This window comes from Brevundimonas sp. UBA7507, from assembly GCF_002478355.1.
Taxonomy (GTDB): Bacteria; Pseudomonadota; Alphaproteobacteria; order Caulobacterales; family Caulobacteraceae; genus Brevundimonas; species Brevundimonas diminuta_D.
This window is the reverse complement of sequence record NZ_DLNP01000018.1, coordinates 144,905-163,982: the sequence shown is the minus strand read 5'-3', so window position 1 is coordinate 163,982 and position 19,078 is coordinate 144,905. Positions and strand designations below refer to the sequence as shown.

Here is a 19,078-nt window from a genome sequence, read left to right as displayed (position 1 = left end):
TTCAGGATAAGCACGCGCCATCCCGCTTCCAAGGAATTCCCATGCGCCCGTCCGAACGCACCCCCGAACAACTCCGCACCGTCACGCTGGAAACCGGCGTCAACCGCTACGCCGAGGGCTCGTGCCTGGTGTCCTTCGGTCACACCAAGGTGCTGGTGACGGCCTCGATCGAGGAGAAGGTGCCGGGCTGGATGCGCAACACCGGCCAGGGCTGGGTCACGGCCGAATACGGCATGCTGCCGCGCGCCACCCACACGCGCGGTCGCCGCGAAGCCGCCGCCGGCAAGCAGTCGGGCCGCACCCAGGAAATCCAGCGCCTGATCGGCCGCTCCCTTCGCGCCGTGGTCGACCTCAAGGCGCTGGGCGAGCGTCAGGTGCTGATCGACTGCGACGTGATCCAGGCCGACGGCGGCACGCGCACTGCCTCCATCACCGGCGCCTGGGTGGCGATGGCTTCGGCGCTCAACTACCTCAAGGACGAGGGCGTGCTGACGACCGATCCGATCCTGGATCAGGTGGCGGCCGTGTCCTGCGGCGTGTTCAACGACCTGCCGGTGCTGGACCTCGACTATGAGGAAGACTCCACCGCCGAGGCCGACAGCAACTTCGTCCTGACCGGCGCGGGCCAGATCGTCGAAATCCAGGCCACCGGCGAGAAGCGCGGCTTCAGCCGGGCCGAGTTCGACCGCCTGTTCGAACTGGCCGAAATCGGCTGCACCGAACTGTTCGCCCTGCAGCGCGCCGCCGTCGAGGCCGCCCGCCGATAAGGCTTTTCGCGGAGCCGGATCGGGACCATCGTCGTTGCATAGGCGAACCCCGATCCGGAGCCCCGCATGACCCGACCGTCTCTTCTGGCCTGCCTGATCCTCGGCGGCCTGCTCGCCGCCTGCCAGCCGCGCCCGGAGCCGGCGGCCTCCGCGCCGGTCCCGACGCCTGCGCCTTCCCCCGCCCGCGAGCCCGAGGCCCGCCTGCCCGAAGGCCCGGACATGGCGCCACAACGGGTTCTGATCGACGAACGCCCGTGCCTTGAGACCTTGGGCGAAGCCGCCGCCGCCCGCCTGGTCCAGCGCTGCATCGCCGTCAGCCCCGCGACCCGCCCGCCCTGCCACGCCTCCAACCCCTGCGACCTGATCCAGGGCGAGATCGATCGTTCCTGCGCAATGTGGACCCGCGACGGCGAAACTCCGCCGAAAGAGTGTGTCCAATGACCCTCTCCCGCCGGGAGAGGGTTTATGAAAAACTGCGCTCAAACAGAGAGCGACCGCGTCGCGAGCGATAGCGCACAAAAAAGACCCCGGCGGATCGCTCCGCCGGGGCCTTCTTCAGTTCAGCGATGACGCCGAGGCTTAGTCGCGACGGCGACGGCCGCGGTCGCCGCCGTTACGGTCGCCCTTGGGACGGCCGCCGGTGTCTTCCGACAGCGGGGCTTCGCCGCGTTCAGCGCGCTCGGCGTTGATCTTGTCGGTGATGTCCTCGCCGGTTTCCTGATCGACGACCTTCATCGACAGCTTGGTCTTGCCGCGATCGTCGAAGCCCAGGAACTTGACCTTGACCTCCTGGCCTTCCGACAGGACGTCGGCCGGGTTGGCGACGCGCTCCAGGGCGATCTGGGACACGTGGACCAGGCCGTCCTTGGCGCCGAAGAAGTTCACGAAGGCGCCGAAGTCGACGACCTTCACGACCTTGCCGGTGTAGATGGTGCCGACTTCCGGCTCTGAAGCGATGGACTGGATCCAGGCCTTGGCGGCTTCGATCTTCTCTTGCTCGTTGGCGGCGATCTTGATGGTGCCGTCGTCGCCGATGTCGACCTTGGCGCCAGTCTTCTCGACGATTTCGCGGATGACCTTGCCGCCCGAACCGATCACTTCACGGATCTTGTCGACCGCGATCTTGATGGATTCGATCTTGGGCGCGAACTCGCCCAGTTCGGCGCGCGGGGCTTCCATCGCCTTCGACATTTCGTCGAGGATATGCAGACGGCCGGCCGAAGCCTGAGTCAGGGCCTGCTGCATGATCTCCTTGGTGATACCGGCGACCTTGATGTCCATCTGAAGGCTGGTGATGCCTTCCGAGGTGCCCGCGACCTTGAAGTCCATGTCGCCCAGGTGATCTTCATCGCCCAGGATGTCGGACAGGATGGCGAACTCGCCCGACGGCTCCAGGATCAGACCCATGGCGATGCCCGAGACCGGACGGGCCAGCGGCACGCCGGCGTCCATCAGGGCCAGCGACGAACCGCAGACCGTGGCCATCGAGGACGAGCCGTTGGACTCGGTGATCTCCGACACCAGACGGATGGTGTAGGGGAAGTCTTCCTTCGACGGCAGCATCGGGCGGATGGCGCGCCAGGCCAGCTTGCCGTGGCCGATTTCGCGACGGCCCGGCGAGCCCATGCGGCCCGCTTCACCGACCGAATAGGGCGGGAAGTTGTAGTGCAGCAGGAAGGACTCTTTGTACGTCCCCGTCAGGCTGTCGATGTACTGCTCGTCCTCGCCGGTGCCCAGGGTGGCGACGACCAGGGCCTGGGTTTCGCCGCGCGTGAACAGCGACGAGCCGTGGGTGCGCGGCAGGACGCCGACTTCCGAGACGATGGCGCGGACCTTGTCCAGGGCGCGGCCGTCGACGCGGTGGCTGTTCTCGATGATGTCGCGACGCAGGACGTCGGCTTCGCATTCCTTGAACGCGGCCGAGAACTTCGACGAGTCGACGCCTTCCGGCTTCTCGTCGGTCTTCACCAGGGCCTCGGCGGCCTTCTTCTTGGCGGCGTCGACGCCCGAGCGGCGGTCATACTTGCCCGGGTGGGCGTAGGCGGCCTTGATCTCTTCGCCGACCAGCGCCTTGATCGAGGCGACCACGTCCGAGTGGTCTTCGGCCTGGAAGTCGAACGGCTCCTTGGCGGCGTGCTCGGCCAGGTCGATGATGGCGTCGATGACCGGCTGCATGCCCGCGTGCGCGAACATCAGGGCCTCGAGCATCTTCTCTTCCGACAGCTCCTTGGCTTCGGATTCGACCATCATCAGGGCGTCCTGCGTGCCCGCGACGACCAGGTCCAGGGCGCTTTCGCCCATCTGGTCGATGGCCGGGTTCAGCACCAACTCGCCGTCGATCATGCCGACGCGCGCGGCGCCGATCGGGCCCATGAAGGGCACGCCCGAAATGGTCAGAGCGGCCGAGGCGGCGACCATGCCCAGGATGTCGGGATCGTTCTCAAGGTCGTGCTGCAGCACGGTGACGATGACCTGGGTCTCGTTCTTGAAGCCCTTGACGAACAGGGGGCGGATCGGGCGGTCGATCAGGCGGGAGACCAGGGTCTCCTTCTCGGTCGGACGGCCTTCACGCTTGAAGTAGCCGCCCGGAATCTTGCCGGCCGCAAAGGTCTTTTCCTGGTAGTTGACCGTCAGGGGGAAGAAATCCAGGCCCGGCTTGGGCTGACGGCCGTAGACGACGGTGGCCAGGACCACGGTCTCGCCGTAGGTCGCCAGCACGGCGCCGTCGGCCTGACGGGCGATGCGGCCCGTCTCGAGGGTCAAGGGGCGTCCGGCCCACTCGATCGTCTTGCGTTTGATATCGAACATGTTTCGTCTTTCGTCTCCCGCGGGCGTATTCCCGTCGGGGGTGTGCGGAGCGGCAGGCCGTTCAGTCCTGCGGTCCCCATGAGCCAGGCCGCGTCATCGCGGCCGGACGGGTGATTGAGGACCGGATTTCAGGCCCTCGCGTCGGTTGCGCCGGTAAGACCCGCGGCGCGCGGGAAGCCTACTTCTAATAGCGGAACGAGGCGCGGACGTGTCCGCCCGCGCCTCGTGGAATTATCCGATCCGCAAGCGGGGCGCCTTAACGACGCAGGCCCAGCTTGGCGATCAGCGCCTGATAGCGGGCGCTGTCGGTCTTGTTCAGGTGGTCCAGAAGGCGACGACGCTGCGAAACCTGCTTCAGCAGGCCACGACGCGAGTGGTTGTCCTTCTTGTGGGTCTTGAAGTGCTCGGTCAGGTTGGCGATGCGTTCCGTCAGGATCGCGACCTGGACTTCCGCCGAACCGGTGTCGCCCGTCGAGCGAGCATTGTCGGCGATGACTTCAGCTTTACGTTGAGCCGTAATCGACATCGAGAGTCCTTTCTTGCCCTATCGCTCGCCTCGCGGAGGCTCGCTGTTTGAGGGCGTTGGAGTGCCTGTCGGCAGACGGGGATGTCTGCGTCAGGGGAGGTTGAAAACACGATCGGGTTCAAGCCGACCGGCCCTGAGATTGCCGAGCGCGACCAGGGTTCCGCCCTCGAAGACCGAAACCAGCCGCGAGCCGGCGGTAAGCCGGGCCTTGAGCGTTTCAATCTGTCGGGGGAGCAGAACGATCGGCCGTCCCTGCCTCAGAGAGAGGGCGTCCTGATCCGTCACGGCCAACTCCGGGATGTCGTCCAGAGCGGTCGAAACGGGCAGCAAGCCCTCAAAGGCGGCGCCCTTATGCGCCAAGTCTTCCAGAAAATCCAGCGTTACGGCGTTGTCGACCGAGAACGGCCCCACCCGCTCGCGTCGCAGGTCCGAGACATGGCCCTCGGCGCCCAGCATGATCGCCAGGTCGCGCGCCAGCGATCGGACATAGACGCCCTTGCCCGTCCGCATCGTGATCTCGACGTGATCGGCGTCCGGCGCGGCCGTCACCGCCGCCTCATGAATGGTCACGCGGCGGGACTGAAGTTCGACCTCGACCCCCGCCCGCGCCAGATCATAGGCGCGCTCGCCATTGACCCTTACGGCCGAGAAGGCCGGCGGCGTCTGGTCGATCTCGCCGACGAAGGACGGCAGGGCGGCCTTCACAGCCTCGACCGAGGGGCGCACGTCCGAGCGGGCGATGATCTCCCCCTCGCGGTCGATGCTGTCGGTCGAAATGCCCCAGTGGATGGTGAAGCGATAGACCTTCTGCGCCTCCATCATGAAGGGCACGGTCTTTGTCGCCTCGCCAAGCGCAATGGGCAGAATGCCCGAGGCCAGCGGGTCCAGCGTGCCCGCATGGCCCGCCTTCTGGGCGTTGAACAGGCGACGGATCTTCGTCACCGCCTCGGTCGAGCCCATCTCATAGGGCTTGTCCAGACACACCCAGCCGTTGACGATGTCGCCCCGCTTGCGTCGCGCCATGGGATCAGTCTTTCTCTGGGCCTTCCGCGCCTTGCGCTGCTTGAGGCCCGTCATCCTCATCGTCAGCGTGTTCGATATCGGCGCGCACGCGCGGATCGTTGAACAGGCGGTCCATGTGGCTGGCCGTGTCGAAGCTCTCGTCGTGGCGGAATTTCAGGTCCGGCGTGAACTTCATGTCGATGCGGCGGCCCAGCTGACCGCGCAGGAATTTGGCGTGTTCGTTCAGCGCCTTGATGATAGCGCTCTCCTGCCCGGCCGTCTCGGCCGCCTCGACGCCCGCACCCAGCGGCTCGACGAAACAGGTGGCGTGGCGCAGGTCCGGGCTCATCCGCACCTCGGTCACGGTGACGGAGACGCCGACCAGGGCCTCGTCATGAATCTCGTGCTCGCGCATTACATCGACCAGGGCGTGGCGGATCAGTTCGCCGGCGCGCAGCTGGCGCTGCGACGGCCCCAGCGGGCCGCTGGCGTTGCGGGTGTGTTGCTTGCGGGCCATCGTGGGCTTCTCCTGCTCGCGCCGCCGGGGATCGGACGCCGGCTCTGAAACGCGAAGGGGCGGGGTCTAGTCGCCTGCGCCGCTCAAGTCCAGTTCCGCCGCACCCTGTTCCGCCTGCCGGGCCGCCCGCATCACCGCGCCCGAGGTCAGGCTGCGGGCCATGGGCATGGGCAAGCCGCCCGCGTTCAGCACCTCGGCCGTCCAGTGATTGCACAGATGCCCGACCCAGAAGGTCTCGCCGCTGGCGTAGAAGACGGCGTCGTCGCCGTCCCTCTGCGCCGAAACCACCACCTGCCCGCCTTCATCCAGCCGCAGCGAATTCGCCACCCGCGCGCGCAGGGCGGCAAAGCCCTGGGGCGACAGGCGCAGCGTCGCCCGCCCCGGCTCGGCGAACAGCGCCGGATCGGCCGGATCGGGGTCCAGCATGAGCACCGAAGGATTGCCGCCAGGCTTGAAGAAGGCCCGCGCCCCGTCGGGCAGGCGGCCGCTGATCGCCCCCTGTTCGACATAGAAGACGGAGTCGCCCCAGCCGATCCGCACCCAGTCGCCCGGCGGCAGGGCCCGCACCGCCCGCGCCAGGGCGTCGTCGCCCGCCGCCAGCGCCGCGCGCGGCACGGCCAGGTCGGTGTGAAAGCCGTTGTCGAGCAGATGGACGACGATCGCCGTCTCCGACGATGCGGCGGGAAACAATGCAGGATCGCCCGGCCGCTGCGCCGTCCATACCCCGGCCAGCAGGCCGATCAGGACAGCGAGGCTCCAGCGGATCAGCACCTCCGCGCCGCCTAGTTGGTCCCGAAGGCGGCAGGGACGTCGCGGGCGGGCGAAGAGCCCTGCATCGTCGCCCATTCGCCGCGGTAGTCGTAGTTCAGGGTGACGCAGTGACGGAACTGGCCGTCGGCCCAGCGCCCGACCGTCTCGATCGTCAGGGGATGGCCGGCGCGCACCCGCCCCACGACGATAAAGGCCTCGTCCGAGCCGGGGCACAGGGCGCGCGACAGGGCGCGACCGTCGCCGTCGGTCGTGATGCTGTAGACCCCGCCGTCCGCCGCCCCCTGCGGCAGGACGCGTCGCACCTGGTCCGGCCCGCCGCGCTGGAACCGAGCCGACCCGCGCGAGGTCGAGGAGAACAGGTTTCTCACCGAGGTCGCGCCGAACCAGCCGCGCTCGACCTCCAGCGTCACCCCGCGCGTCAGGGCCTGGGTGGCGCGGTCGCGCGCGTCGAAGGACAGGAACCGGGTGTCGGCCATCGCCGGCGTCGCCAGGGCGCCCAGGCCGGCGACGATCAGCAGCAGAGACAGGTCAGGACGAGGCATGGCGGCCCATTCATTAGCGCCCCCCGACGCGATAGAGCCGAACCCTAAGGCCAAGCGGGCTTCAGATGAAGCCCATCGAGTGGAAAGACGGCGGTCGATCCGCCATGATTGCCCCCTCCCCGCGCTACATGACCCAAGACCGTGTTCACAGACCCCTTCGACATCGACAACTACGCCCAGGATCCGGATCACTACCTCGCCGTGCCCTTCGTGCCGACCGAGGAGGACACAGTCGAGGCCATGCTGAGTCTGGCGGGGGTCGGCCCCAATGATCGTCTGTACGACCTCGGCTGCGGCGACGGACGCATCGTCATCGCCGCCGCCCGCGATCGCGACGCGCGCGGCGTCGGCGTCGACGTCGACCCCCTGCGGATCGCCGACGCCATGGAGTTCGCCGGCTGGGCCGGGGTCGAACACATGGTCGACTTCCGCGAGGAAGACCTGTTCAGCGTCGATGTCCGCGAGGCCACCGTGGTCAGCCTCTATCTGCTCCAGTCCATCAATGTGCAGCTGCGCCCGCGCCTGCTCAGCCAGCTGAAGCCCGGCGCCCGCATCGTCTCCCACGCCTTCGACATGGGCGATTGGCAGGCCGACGAGCGGATCAAGGTCGCCGACGGCTACATCTACAAATGGACGGTTCCGGCCTCGGTCGCAGGTCAATGGAGCTGGACGGGCGCCGATGGAACGCCGTGCCGGTTGGAGCTGGAGCAAACCTATCAGCAGGTCACGGGCCGCGCCTGGCTGGGGGAGATTGAGGTCGACCTGCTCGGCGCCGAACTGTGCGGAGAAAGGTTGGAGATTGAGCTTCAGGCGAACGACGCGACGCCGGTTCAGCGCTTCACCCTGACCTTCGCGGATGGCGCGCTGAAGTCCGCCGTCGAGGCGTGACCTCACTCACCCGCTCATCGCCAAAGACAAAGGGCGCGGCTTCCGTGGAAACCGCGCCCTTCATGTTTCAGGCCGTGAGGCTCAAGCGTCCTAGTCCAGGGTGCGCTTGATCTCTTCGACGGTGAAGCACTCGATGTAGTCGCCTTCCTTGATGTCCTGGAAGCCGGCGAACTGCATGCCGCACTCCTGACCCGAAGGCACTTCGTTGACCTCGTCCTTGAAGCGCTTGAGCGTGTTGAGCACGCCCAGCTCCAGCACCACCACGTCGTCGCGGATGATGCGGACGCGCGCGCCCTTGCGGACCACGCCCTCGGTGACGCGGCAGCCCGCGACCCGGCCGACCTTGGTGATGTCGAAGGTCTGCAGCACCTTGGCGTTGCCCAGGAAGGTTTCGCGCTGGAGCGGCGCCAGCATGCCCGAGAGCACGCCCTTAATGTCGTCCAGCAGGTCGTAGATGATCGAGTAGTAGCGGATCTCGACGCCTTCACGCTCGGCCAGGTCGCGCGCCTGTTTCGAGGCGCGGACGTTGAAGCCCAGGATCGGCGCCCCGGCCGATTTGGCCAGGTTGACGTCGCTCTCGGTGATGCCGCCGGCGCCCGAATAGACGGTGCGGGCGCGGACCTCGTCGTTGCCCATCTTGTCCAGCGAGCCGACGATGGCTTCGGCCGTGCCCTGAACGTCGGCCTTGATGAGGACCGGCAGTTCATTGACCTTCTTGGACTGCAGCTTGGACATCATGTCGACCAGCGACAGCGAGCCGCCCGAGACCTGGGTCTTCTCGCGCTTCACGCGCTGACGGTATTCCGTCAGTTCGCGGGCGCGGGCCTCGGATTCCACCACGGCGAAGACGTCGCCCGGCGACGGCGCCTCGTCCAGGCCGAGAATCTCGACCGGAACCGACGGACCGGCTTCAGGCAGCTGCTCGTTGCGCTCGTTCAGCAGGGCGCGAACCTTGCCCCAGGCCGAACCGGCCACGACGATGTCGCCGCGCTTCAGCGTGCCGCGCTTGACCAGGACGGTCGCGACCGGGCCGCGGCCCTTGTCCAGCTTGGCCTCGATGACCACGCCCTCGGCCGAACGGTCGGCGTTGGCGCGCAGGTCCATGACCTCGGCCTGCAGCAGGATGGCGTCGGTCAGACCGTTGAGGTTGATCTTCTCCTTAGCCGACAGCTCGATGATCTGAGTGTCGCCGCCCAGGCTCTCGGAGATGACTTCATACTGAAGCAGCTCGTTGACGATCTTCTGCGAATTGGCGTCCGGCTTGTCGATCTTGTTGACCGCCACGATGATCGGCGAACCCGCCGCCTTGGCGTGCTGGATGGCCTCGACCGTCTGCGGCATGACGCCGTCGTCGGCCGCCACGACCAGGACGACGATGTCGGTGACGTTGGCGCCGCGCGCCCGCATCGCCGAGAAGGCCGCGTGGCCCGGCGTGTCCAGGAAGGTGATGCGCTGACCGTCAGCCAGGCGCACCTGATAGGCGCCGATGTGCTGGGTGATGCCGCCGGCTTCGCCGCCCGCCACGTCCGTGGTGCGCAGCGCGTCCAGAAGCGAGGTCTTGCCGTGGTCGACGTGGCCCATGATGGCCACGACCGGGGCGCGGATCTCGCCCGCATCGGCGTCGTCGGCGTCGGCGATGAAGCCTTCTTCAACGTCGGATTCGGACACGCGCTTGACGGCCATGCCGTATTCCTCGGCCACCAGTTCGGCGGTGTCGGAATCGATCACGTCGTTGATCTTCATCATCAGGCCCTGACGCATCAGGAATTTGATGATGTCGACGCCGCGCACGGCCATGCGGTTGGCCAGTTCGCCGACGGTGATGGTGTCGGGGATGACCACTTCACGCGGACGGTTCGGCGTCTCGGTCGAGCCGCCGCGGCGCTTTTCCTTCTCGCGTTCGCGAGCGCGGCGCACCGAGGCCAGCGAGCGCATGCGCTCGACGGCGTCCTCGTCGCCTCCCGCCACCGAATGGATGGTCAGGCGGCCTTCGCGGCGCTTGGGCTCGCCGCGCGTGCGGCTGACGGCCTTGCCGGGCGCGTTGTCGGCGAAACGCTTGTCGCGATCCTCCTCGCGGCCGGTCGCCGGACGGGCGAAGCCGCCGCCGGCGCGGCTGGGACGCGCCACTTCGGGTTGCGCCGGAGGCTGGTTCGGGGCCGGACGGGCGCCGGGACGCGAGGCGCCGGGCGCGCCGGTGCGGGCGCCGGGGGCCGGGCGCGGGTTCAGCGCCGAATAGCGGACGGTCTGGGCCGGACGCGCAGGACGCTCGGCGCCCTCGCGGCCGCCTTCGCGCGGCGATTGTTCACGGGCCTGCGGACGCTCGCCGTCGCCCATGGCCTGTTCGCGAGCCGAACGGCCGCCGAAGGCGGGCCGCTCCAGCGGCGCGCGGCCGGTCGGGATCTTGGGCGCGCGCTGGCCGAAGTTGACGGCCGGGCGCTTGGGCGCAGCCGGAGCCGCGGGCTTGGCCGGCTCAGGCCTGGCTTCGACCTTCGGAGCCTCGACCTTGGGCGCTTCGACCTTCGGCGCGACCGGCTTGGCCGCAGCGGGGGCCGGCGCCACAGCGCTCAGCTTGGCGGCCTCCACGCGGGCGGCCTCAGCGGCGGCCTTAGCGGCGGCGGCTTCAGCAGCGGCCTTGGCGGCGGCGGCCTCGACGGCGGCGGCCTGTTGGCGCTCGGCGGCCTCGGCGGCGGCCTTGGCGGCTACCGCCTTGCGTTCGCGCTCGGCGGCCTGTTGCGTGGCCAGGGCGATGGCGCGGCGACGCGCCTCCTGTTCCTCGGGCGACAGGGCGCCGCCGGCCGGTTGACGCGGCGCGGCCGAACGCGGCGCGCCTCCTTCGGGGCGCGGACGCGCGACGTCGAAGCCCTGCGGACGCTGATGCCCGCCCTGCGGGCCAGCGCGGCGCTTGGTCTCGACGACGACGGTCTTGGAACGGCCGTGGCTGAAGCTCTGTTTCACCGTGCCGGTCGAGACCGAACCCGCCGCACGCGGCTTCAGGCTCAACGGCGCGCGCGGCCCCGTTTGCGAAGGCGTGTTGGCAGGAGTCTTGCCGTCGTTGGAATTGTTGTTTTCGTCGCTCATCCGGTCGCTTTACTCAGGGCGGAGAATTCCGCCTTCGTCTCTCAATCACCCATAGCAGAATGCGGCCCCGCCTCCGTTGTTTCGGAAACAGGCCCGCAGCCGCTCAAACCCTAAGGCTCTCCTTCCGGAGCCGCGCTCCGGTCGTCCTCTGCGCCGTGTTCGGGCCCCGCCCGGTTCCAGCTCTGGGGACAGAGAGGTCGAAATCCCGCCAGCCGCTGAACCTCCATGGTCCAGCGATCGGCCCGCCCGCCTTGCAGCAGGACGGCGTGTATCGCATTTTCCAGCCCAAGGGCCAAACTCAAATCGTCCGCGCTGAAAGCCCCGCAGATTTCAGGGGCGGGCGAGGCGTGTCTGGAGAGGGCCAGAAGCTTGCCGCGCCCATCGGCCGAGCCGTCGGCGGCTTCGATCAGCCAAGCGGCGCGGCCGCTGCGGATCGCCGCAGCGCATTTCTCGAACCCAGAGATAAGCACGCCTTCGCGCCGGGCAAGACCCAGCTGGTCCAGGCAGCGCCGAACCAGCAGGCTTTCGACCACATCAGGCAGGTCCGCGGCGGGCTTCAACGGCGCCTTGGCCGCCCGCGCGAACAAGTTCTTCTTGATCGCGGCCTCAAGCGAGGCGCGATCGGCCGCGACCCACAGGCCGCGCCCCGGAAGCTTGCGCCCCAGATCGGGCGCCACCGCCCCGTCCGGGGCCGCCACGAAACGGATCAGGCGAGATTCATCGAGGGCCTGGCGCGACGCCAGGTCCTGACGATCCCTATCGATCAACGTCTCGGACGACCTCATGGACGGCTGCGGCTCCCATCACATGTCGCGGGACTGATCGTCGAGGTCGCCGGAAGCGGCCTCTGCATCAGCGTCGACGTCGTCGGCCGGGGCTTCTTCCTGGACTTCGCCGTCGAACTCGACGTCGCCTTCCAGCGTCTCTTCCTCGACGTATTCCGGCTGAGGCAGCTCCGAAGCGTCGATCCAGCCGGCGGCCACGCGCGCCTGCAGGATCAGCATTTCGGCGTCTTCCTGGCTCAGATTGAAGCTTTCCAGCACGCCCGGAACCTTCACGCGCTCGCCGCCGCGCACTTCATAGCCGCCGCGGATTTCATCGGTGGCCAGGTCGGCCAAATCCTCGACCGTCTTCACCCCGCCTTCGCCCAGGGCGACGGCGATGGCGGCGGTCACGCCCGGCACGTCCAGCACGCCGTCTTCGACGCCCAGAGCCACGCGCTTGGCGTCCAGCTCGGCGGCCTGACGGTCCAGGTGTTCGCGGGCGCGGGTCTGCAGCTCTTCGGCCGTGTCCTCGTCGAAGCCTTCGATCTCGGAGATTTCATAAGCCTCGACGAAGGCCAGATCCTCGACCGTGGCGAAGCCTTCGGTGACCAGCAGCTGGGCGATCGTCTCGTCCACGTCCAGGGCTTCCTGGAACAAGGCGGTGCGCTCGGCGAACTCGCGCTGGCGACGCTCGGAGTCCTGGGACTCGGTGATGATGTCGATCTGCCAGCCGGTCAGCTGCGAGGCCAGGCGGACGTTCTGGCCGCGACGGCCGATGGCCAGCGACAGCTGCTCGTCCGGCACCACGACTTCAACGCGGTCGGCTTCTTCGTCCAGCACCACCTTGGCCACTTCGGCCGGGGCCAGGGCGTTGACGATGAAGGTCGGCTCGTCCTCGTTCCACTGGATGATGTCGATCTTTTCGCCCTGCAGTTCGGCGACGACCGCCTGAACGCGCGAGCCGCGCATGCCGACGCAGGCGCCGACGGGGTCGATCGAGCTGTCGTTCGACAGGACGGCCATCTTGGCGCGCGAACCGGCGTCGCGGGCGGCGGCGCGGATCTCGATCACGCCGTCGTAGACTTCCGGCACTTCCTGGGCGAACAGCTTGGCCATGAAGCCGGGGTGGGCGCGCGACAGCATGACCTGCGGGCCCTTGGCCTCCGGGCGCACGTCGTAGATGTAGGTGCGGACGCGGTCGCCGACGTTGAACACCTCGCGCGGGATCGACTGGTCGCGGCGCATGATGCCTTCGCCGCGACCCAGATCGACGATGGTGTTGCCGTATTCGACGCGCTTGACCGTGCCGTTGACGATCTCGCCGACGCGATCCTTGAACTCTTCGTACTGGTTGGCGCGCTCGGCCTCGCGGACCTTTCCGGTCACGACCTGGCGAGCCATCTGCGTCTGGACGCGGCCGAACTCGAACGGCGGCAGGATCTCGACGTATTCCTTGCCGACCTCGGCCTCGGCGTCGCGCTTCAGCGCGTCGCGCAGGCGCACCATGGCGCTGTCGTTGAACTCTTCCAGCTCGTCTTCCGGCTGCCAGTCGTCGGCGACGATGGTGACGTGACGGGTCAGGCTCAGCTCGCCGGTCTTGTGGTCGATCTGGGCGCGGATGTCGTGGTGCGCGCCATAGCGCGACTTGGCGCCCTTCTGGATCGCTTCCTCGATCGCCTCGATGACGATCTCCCGGTCGATGTTCTTCTCGCGCGCGACGGCGTCGGCGATGGAGAGCAGTTCCAGACGGTTGGCGGAGATTCCGGTCACGGCCATCAGGCGTCGTCCTTAGTGGAGTCGGAGTTAGATTGTTCAGCGTCGGGCCCGCCTTCCGGCAGGCCGTCGTCTTCAGGTTCGCCGCGCGCCGCGCGCAGGGCCGCGCCGCGTTTCAGCAGTTCGTCGGTCAGCACCAGCTTGGCGTCGGCCAGCCAGGCGAAGGGGATCAGGGCGGTCTCGTCCTCGCCGTCCAGATCGATGGCGATGTTCTCGCCCTCGGTCCCGGCCACGATGCCCTTGAAGCGCTTGCGGCCCTCGACCATGCGGTCGGTCTCGAGGCGGGCCTCCAGCCCTTCGAACAGGTCGAAGTCGATCAGGCGCGTCAGCGGCCGGTCGATGCCGGGCGACGAGACTTCCAGCAGATATTCGCCCGAGATCGGATCGGCGGCGTCCAGCACCTCGGACACGGCGCGCGACATACGGGCGCACTCCTCGACCGAGATGTCGTGGTCGGACTGGCGCTCGGCCATGATCTGCAGACGGCGACGCACCGTCCCGCCCATCAGGCGCACGCGCACGACCGCCAGCCCCAGGCTCTCGGCCACGGGGTCGATCAGCTCCAGCAGAGCACGGTCTTCGGCGGTCTTGGCCCGCAAGCGGCTACTCCAAAAACAAAAGCGACGGTCCGTCCGGGCCGCCGCTTGATACGACGCCGTTGGACGTCGGTCTAACGATGTGAGCGGTCATATAAGCGAAAGCGGGGGCCGTGTCAGCCCCCGCCGTCCCATTCCCCCAAACGCCCGTCGTTCAGCCCTGCTTTTCGAACTCCAGGAAGATCGGATCGGTGTCGCCCAGCTTCTTTTCCTCATAGCGGGTGACGACGTGATCTTCGGGCGCGGCGAACCAGTCGGCGCCCGTCTCCCGGCGCGTCAGGCCCGGCGTGCGCGCCAGCCGCTCCAGCGCCCAGTCGGCGTAGTCCAGCCAGTCGGTGACGAAACGCACGCGGCCGCCCGGCTTCAGCAGGCGGGCGATCTCGACCGCCGTCTCGTCCTGCAGGAAGCGGCGCTTGTTGTGGCGCGCCTTGTGCCAGGGGTCGGGGAACAGGATCATCACCCGGTCCAGCGAGGCGTCCGGCAGGGCCGCCATCACCGCGCGGGCGTCGTCGGCGTGCAGGCGCACGTTCTCCAGCCCGCCCTCCTCGACGTGACGCAGGGCCGAGGCGACGCCGTTCAGGAAAGGCTCGCAGCCGATCATCACCGCCTCGGGATGACGCGCCGCCTGGGCCGCCAGATGCTCGCCGCCGCCGAAGCCGATCTCCAGCCAGGCCGCTTTCGCGCCGGGCATCAGGGCTTGAGGGTCGATCGGTCCCTTGGCCGGGTCCGGTACGGCGATGCGCGGCATCAGAGTGTCGAACAGGGCCGCCTGCTTCGCCTTGATCGGTCGCGACTTGATGCGTCCGAAGGAGCGCAACGGGCCATGCGCCTTGGCCCATTCGGGGCGGTCGGCGTCGGACGGTTTGGGGTCGGTCTCGTCGGTCATGGCGCGCGCTCTAGACCATTTTCGGTTCAGTCGAAATCGACTGAACCCAGAACAATGGTCCAGAATTATGCTTGGAGCGAATATCTGTGTTCAGTTGGACACTCGTCCAACTGAACCGATTTCGCTCTAGCGGCTTAAGCCCGCCCACGCAAAGCCCCTTGCCTGCCGAAAGCTCAACCCCAGGGGCCGCGTGGCGGCGTGGCGGGCGCGTCGTCGGTCGTCGGCACGCTGGTCCCCCGGACCGGCGCGGCGGACGCGCTGGAGGCGACAGGCGCAGGCGCCACGAAGGCCGCCGCCGGACGCACGCGCCCGCCCATGCCCATTTTCGCGCCGAGCTCCATCAGGGCGCGGACACGATTGCCGGTGGCCGGGTGGGTCGAGAACAGATTGTCCGCCCCCTTCCCGTTCAGCGGATTGATGATGAACATATGGGCCGTGGCGGGATTGCGCTCGGCCGGGGCGTTGACCGCCCCGCGCGCATAGGCCTCGATCTTCTGCAGGGCCGAGGCCAGGGCCTGCGGGTCGTCAGCGATCTCGGCGCCGACGCGATCGGCCTCGTATTCGCGAGTGCGGCTGATGGCCATCTGCACCAGACCCGCCGCCATCGGCGCCAGCAGCATCAGGGCGATGGTCCCCATCATGCCGCCAGGCCGTTCGCGATCATCGCCGCCGCCGAAGAACAGGGCGAAGTTGGCCAGCATGGCGATGGCGCCCGCCACCGTCGCCGTGACCGTCATGGTCAGGGTGTCGCGGTTCTTCACATGGGCCAGCTCGTGCGCCATGACGCCGCGAATCTCTTCGCGCGTCAGCATGTCCAGCAGGCCCGTCGTCGCCGCCACCGCCGCGTTTTGGGGATTGCGTCCCGTGGCGAAGGCGTTCGGCTGATCGTTCGGAATGATGGTGATGTTGGGCAGGGGCAGGCCCGCGTCGCCGGCCATCTGCTTCACATCGGCGACATAGGCGCGCACCACCGCGTTGGGGTGGGTCTCGTCCACCGGCTGGGCGCGGTACATCTTCAGGACGATCTTGTCCGCATTCCAATAGGAAAACAGGTTCATGCCCGCCGCCGCGACCAGGGCGATCGCCATGCCGGTCGCGCCGCCGATCAGATAGCCGATCCCCATGAACAGGGCGGTCATCACGGCCAGCAGGGCGAATGTCTTCAGATGGTTCATACGGGCTTCGGTCGCGCTGTCGGACTGCAAGGGGTGGCGTGTTCAGCCGGAACGTCTATTTGAGCCCCAGTATCCCCGCTCTCAAGGCAGGCGACCTGTGACCGAACAGCCCACCCCCCCGACTGAACATCCGTCCGAACCTTTCCCAGAGGAAGCCTTCAACGCCGACGTGCCCCACGCCACGCCCGAGCGCCCCCTGAACGAGGTCGCCCGCCGCGCCCTGCTGGAGGCCGCCGAACGCCGCGCCGCCGAGGAGGCCGCCGCGCTTCCGAACGAGGTCGGCGGCCGCAAGGGGCCGGAACCGACCCGTTTCGGCGACTGGGAGAAGAAGGGTCTGGCGGTGGACTTTTAGGACGCTAGCGCTCCCCGCGCGGCGGCTCGCTGCTTGAGCTGGTAAGGACGCTAACGCTCGTCGCGCAGCAGCTCGCTGCCTGGGCGAAGGCGGCCTGGACGCCTCATGCCTCCCGCCGATGCGGCCTCCCGGTTCCCTTGACGGGAGAATAGTGAACGCTCCGGCGAGATCCGCATTAACCTTTGCGGCCGAAACAAGGAGCGCAGCCATGAAGGCTCTATTCTACGCCGCCGCAGGCGCGGCGATCCTTACCGCCGGTGCGGCCGAGGCTCATCAGGCCGGCGCCCGATACAACGCCGCCGCAGGCTATGCCCGCGGTCCCGTGGTCCAGACCCGCGCCCAGACCTGGTACAGCGACACCGGCTGGCAGGGCGGCTACGGCCCGATCGAAAGCTACGGCTATGGCTACGGCTACGGCGGCGCCGGAGTTCGTCCGCCGGTCGTGATCGCTCCGTCGCAGCCGCCGATCCAGCACGGCGGCTACGGCTATTCCGGCGTCACCCGCTCCATGCCCTTCGGCTATCCCGTCGACGGCTACGGCCGCTACCCCTGGGCGCGTTACGGCTATGGCGGCTACGGCGGCCAGTACAGCGGCGGCGGATACTCCCAGCAGGGCTATTATCAAGGCGGATACGGCCAGGACTGCGGCCGTTGCGGCCCGCCGCCCCAGCCCGTCTACTACCGTTCGGAGCCGGTCTACGTCAGCCAGCCGCCGGTCTATGTCTCGCAACCGCCCGTCTATGTGGAATCGCCGCCGGTCTATGTGCAGCCGGCCCCGGTCTACGTCGAACCGGCCCGCGTCCACGTGGCGCCGCCGCCGGTCCATGTGGCCGCCGCCGATGTGCGCGTCGCCCCGGCCCAAGTCGAGGTGGCGCGCCCCAACGTCTACGTCGAGCCGCCGCGCGTCGAAACCGCCCCGCCGGTCGTGAACTTCGACCAGGGCTATTACGCCGTGCCGCCCGCCCCGCCGGCGCCGCCGTCTCCGACCGAGCGGCCCTACCGCCAGGAACGCGGCGAACGCGGCTGATACGAAAAAGGGCGGCGTCCGCCGACGCTGCCCTTTCTTGTTTCACGTGAAGCAGACCGCTTACGGATCAAGCCCATAGGCCTCAGACCAGGGCGATCTCCTGGGTGATCGCCTGGGCCGCCGCGCGCGGATCGGCGACGGCGGTGATCGGACGGCCGATGACCAGATGGGTCGCCCCCGATTGCAGGGCGCTGGCCGGGGTCGCGGCGCGCGCCTGATCGTCCATGGCCGCGCCTGCGGGCCGTACGCCCGGCGTCACGATCAGGAAGTCCTCACGCCCCGCCGCCACGGCGATCTCACGCGCCCGGCCCGCCTCATGCGGGCTGGAGACGACGCCGTGGATGCCCGCCTCCAGCGCCTGACGCACCCGCCGCTCCACCAGTTCGGCCGCCGACAGGCTGTGGTCGTCCGCCTTCAGATCGTCGTCCGTCAGGCTGGTCAGGACGGTGACGCCCAGGATCTTCAGATCCGAGCCCGCCGCGCCGCGCGCCGCCGCCGCCATCACCTGGGCCCGGGCGTGGACGGTCAGCAGGTCGCAGCCCGCGTTCGCCAGCACCGCCGTCGCCTTCTCCACCGTCGCGCCGATATCGTGCAGCTTCCAGTCCAGAAACACCTGGGCGCCCGACGCCTTCAGCTCGCGCGCCAGCCCCATGCCGTCCGAGGCGAACAGCTGCAGCCCGACCTTGTAGAAGCCGACCGCATCGCCGATCCGTTCGACCAGGGCGCGCGCCTCATCGGTCGTCGGCACGTCCAGGGCGCAGATGACGCGCGGGTCGAAGAGGCGATTGGGACGGTCTGCTGACATTTCCGGCTCTCGGCGGCTTGCAGGCGCGCGCGGATGCCCCGATAGGTGAGACAAGGGGTCGCGGTCGCGCGGCGGGTTTTCTAAGGCGGGGGCAAGCAATGAACGCGGTCGATCTGGGGGTCAACCTGTTCGTGGCGCTGTTCGCCCTGCTGGACCCGATCGGCAATGTACCGATCTTCGCGGCGGCGACGGCGGGCGCCTCTCTGCGCCAGCGCATCACCGTCTCGGCCATGATCTGCGCCTTCGCGGCGGTCTTCCTCGGCTTCTTCTTCTTCACGGGCCTGGGCCTGCTGCAGTTCTTCGGCATTTCGCTGGCCGCCTTCCGCATCGCGGGCGGCATCCTGCTGCTGCTGCTGGGTCTGGACATGGCGCGCGAGGACTTCCTCAAGATCTTCGCCGACGCCGACGCCGCGACCGACGCCCAGGACGTGCGCGGCTACGCCAAGCGCCGGTTCAAGCGTCTGATCGTGCCCTTCGCCATTCCCCTGATGATCGGACCGGGCGCCATCTCGGCCATCATCATCCAGGCGGGCGAGGCGCAAAAGCTGGGCGCGGCGGGCACGGCCGCGTCGCTGACCGCCATGGTCGCCGCCTGCGTCGTCACCTTCATGTGCTTCGCCGCCACCGGCCCGATCAGCCGCCTGCTGGGCGACGTGGGCATGGCCATCGTGGTGCGGGTGCTGGGCCTGATCCTGTGCGCCCTGGCGATCCAGTTCATCCTGATGGGTCTGGGCGAAGCCCTGCCGGGCATGTTCAGCGCGGGCGTCACCACCCCCTACCCCTCCGGCGGGCACTAAAAGC

At 68.4% G+C, this 19,078-nt stretch carries 19 protein-coding genes; 6 read left to right on the top strand and 13 right to left on the bottom strand.

The annotated features are described in order from the left end of the window. Positions 1–41: 41 nt before the first annotated feature. Positions 42–767: a ribonuclease PH gene (gene rph, locus B3D50_RS14370; RefSeq protein ID WP_040346471.1), complete on the top strand. Its 726-nt coding sequence runs from the start codon at positions 42–44 to the stop codon at positions 765–767. A 66-nt stretch (positions 768–833) separates the two neighbouring features. Then, positions 834–1,208 carry a hypothetical protein gene (locus B3D50_RS14365; RefSeq protein WP_269296384.1) on the top strand — a complete coding sequence of 125 codons (375 nt, stop codon included), beginning with the start codon at positions 834–836 and terminating at the stop codon, positions 1,206–1,208. 138 nt (positions 1,209–1,346) lie between these two features. Here the strand turns inward: B3D50_RS14365 and pnp are convergent, their stop codons facing one another. The 6 genes from pnp to B3D50_RS14335 all read right to left on the bottom strand — a co-directional run bounded on the left by pnp (position 1,347) and on the right by B3D50_RS14335 (position 6,933). After that, positions 1,347–3,575: a polyribonucleotide nucleotidyltransferase gene (gene pnp / locus B3D50_RS14360; RefSeq protein WP_286952203.1), complete on the bottom strand. Its 2,229-nt coding sequence runs from the start codon at positions 3,573–3,575 to the stop codon at positions 1,347–1,349. A gap of 256 nt (positions 3,576–3,831) precedes the next feature. Then, positions 3,832–4,101 (bottom strand): 30S ribosomal protein S15, encoded by a 270-nt coding sequence (gene rpsO, locus B3D50_RS14355; RefSeq protein ID WP_003166644.1) that lies wholly within the window; start codon positions 4,099–4,101, stop codon positions 3,832–3,834. 90 nt (positions 4,102–4,191) lie between these two features. Next, positions 4,192–5,124 (bottom strand): tRNA pseudouridine(55) synthase TruB, encoded by a 933-nt coding sequence (gene truB, locus B3D50_RS14350; protein ID WP_286952200.1) that lies wholly within the window; start codon positions 5,122–5,124, stop codon positions 4,192–4,194. 4 nt (positions 5,125–5,128) lie between these two features. Next, positions 5,129–5,620: a 30S ribosome-binding factor RbfA gene (gene rbfA, locus B3D50_RS14345; RefSeq protein ID WP_286952198.1), complete on the bottom strand. Its 492-nt coding sequence runs from the start codon at positions 5,618–5,620 to the stop codon at positions 5,129–5,131. Between the two features lie 66 nt (positions 5,621–5,686). Further along, a complete protein-coding gene (locus tag B3D50_RS14340) occupies positions 5,687–6,391 on the bottom strand; it encodes a DUF2459 domain-containing protein (RefSeq protein ID WP_286952196.1) in 705 nt (234 codons plus the stop codon). 11 nt (positions 6,392–6,402) lie between these two features. Beyond that, positions 6,403–6,933, bottom strand: coding sequence for a hypothetical protein (locus tag B3D50_RS14335; protein ID WP_269296389.1), 531 nt, complete (start codon positions 6,931–6,933; stop codon positions 6,403–6,405). Between the two features lie 141 nt (positions 6,934–7,074). Between B3D50_RS14335 and B3D50_RS14330 the strand changes: the two genes are divergently transcribed. Next, positions 7,075–7,821: an SAM-dependent methyltransferase gene (locus B3D50_RS14330; RefSeq protein ID WP_138142163.1), complete on the top strand. Its 747-nt coding sequence runs from the start codon at positions 7,075–7,077 to the stop codon at positions 7,819–7,821. Positions 7,822–7,911: 90 nt separating this feature from the next. On the opposite strand, the gene infB is transcribed toward B3D50_RS14330, so the two are convergent. The 6 genes from infB to htpX all read right to left on the bottom strand — a co-directional run bounded on the left by infB (position 7,912) and on the right by htpX (position 16,093). Continuing rightward, positions 7,912–10,899, bottom strand: a complete 2,988-nt coding sequence (gene infB, locus B3D50_RS14325; RefSeq protein WP_286952193.1) for a translation initiation factor IF-2 — start codon at positions 10,897–10,899, stop codon at positions 7,912–7,914. Between the two features lie 110 nt (positions 10,900–11,009). Continuing rightward, positions 11,010–11,684, bottom strand: a complete 675-nt coding sequence (locus tag B3D50_RS14320; RefSeq protein WP_046652765.1) for an RNA-binding protein — start codon at positions 11,682–11,684, stop codon at positions 11,010–11,012. Between the two features lie 18 nt (positions 11,685–11,702). Further along, the gene (nusA, locus tag B3D50_RS14315) at positions 11,703–13,439 is read right to left on the bottom strand and encodes a transcription termination factor NusA (RefSeq protein WP_046652764.1); all 1,737 of its coding nucleotides are present in this window, start codon (positions 13,437–13,439) and stop codon (positions 11,703–11,705) included. Beyond that, positions 13,439–14,035: a ribosome maturation factor RimP gene (gene rimP, locus B3D50_RS14310; protein WP_286952189.1), complete on the bottom strand. Its 597-nt coding sequence runs from the start codon at positions 14,033–14,035 to the stop codon at positions 13,439–13,441. Before rimP ends, nusA begins: the two co-directional genes overlap by 1 nt. 151 nt (positions 14,036–14,186) lie before the next feature. Further along, on the bottom strand, positions 14,187–14,918 hold the full coding sequence (gene trmB, locus B3D50_RS14305) for a tRNA (guanosine(46)-N7)-methyltransferase TrmB (protein ID WP_286952187.1): 732 nt from the start codon (positions 14,916–14,918) through the stop codon (positions 14,187–14,189). A gap of 173 nt (positions 14,919–15,091) precedes the next feature. Further along, positions 15,092–16,093: a zinc metalloprotease HtpX gene (gene htpX / locus B3D50_RS14300; RefSeq protein WP_286952186.1), complete on the bottom strand. Its 1,002-nt coding sequence runs from the start codon at positions 16,091–16,093 to the stop codon at positions 15,092–15,094. 97 nt (positions 16,094–16,190) lie between these two features. Here htpX and B3D50_RS14295 point away from each other — a divergent pair, with 97 nt between their 5' ends. Together B3D50_RS14295 and B3D50_RS14290 are read left to right on the top strand one after the other, a co-directional pair. After that, positions 16,191–16,445, top strand: a complete 255-nt coding sequence (locus B3D50_RS14295) for a DUF1674 domain-containing protein (protein WP_286952184.1) — start codon at positions 16,191–16,193, stop codon at positions 16,443–16,445. Between the two features lie 208 nt (positions 16,446–16,653). Then, complete coding sequence (locus B3D50_RS14290) at positions 16,654–17,472, top strand: hypothetical protein (RefSeq protein WP_286952182.1); 819 nt, start codon at positions 16,654–16,656, stop codon at positions 17,470–17,472. Between the two features lie 82 nt (positions 17,473–17,554). On the opposite strand, the gene pyrF is transcribed toward B3D50_RS14290, so the two are convergent. Next, positions 17,555–18,277 carry an orotidine-5'-phosphate decarboxylase gene (gene pyrF / locus B3D50_RS14285; protein ID WP_286952180.1) on the bottom strand — a complete coding sequence of 241 codons (723 nt, stop codon included), beginning with the start codon at positions 18,275–18,277 and terminating at the stop codon, positions 17,555–17,557. 98 nt (positions 18,278–18,375) lie between these two features. On the opposite strand from pyrF, the gene B3D50_RS14280 reads away from it, so the two are divergent. Beyond that, a complete protein-coding gene (locus tag B3D50_RS14280; RefSeq protein ID WP_286952178.1) occupies positions 18,376–19,074 on the top strand; it encodes a MarC family protein in 699 nt (232 codons plus the stop codon). The last annotated feature ends 4 nt before the right edge of the window (positions 19,075–19,078 follow it).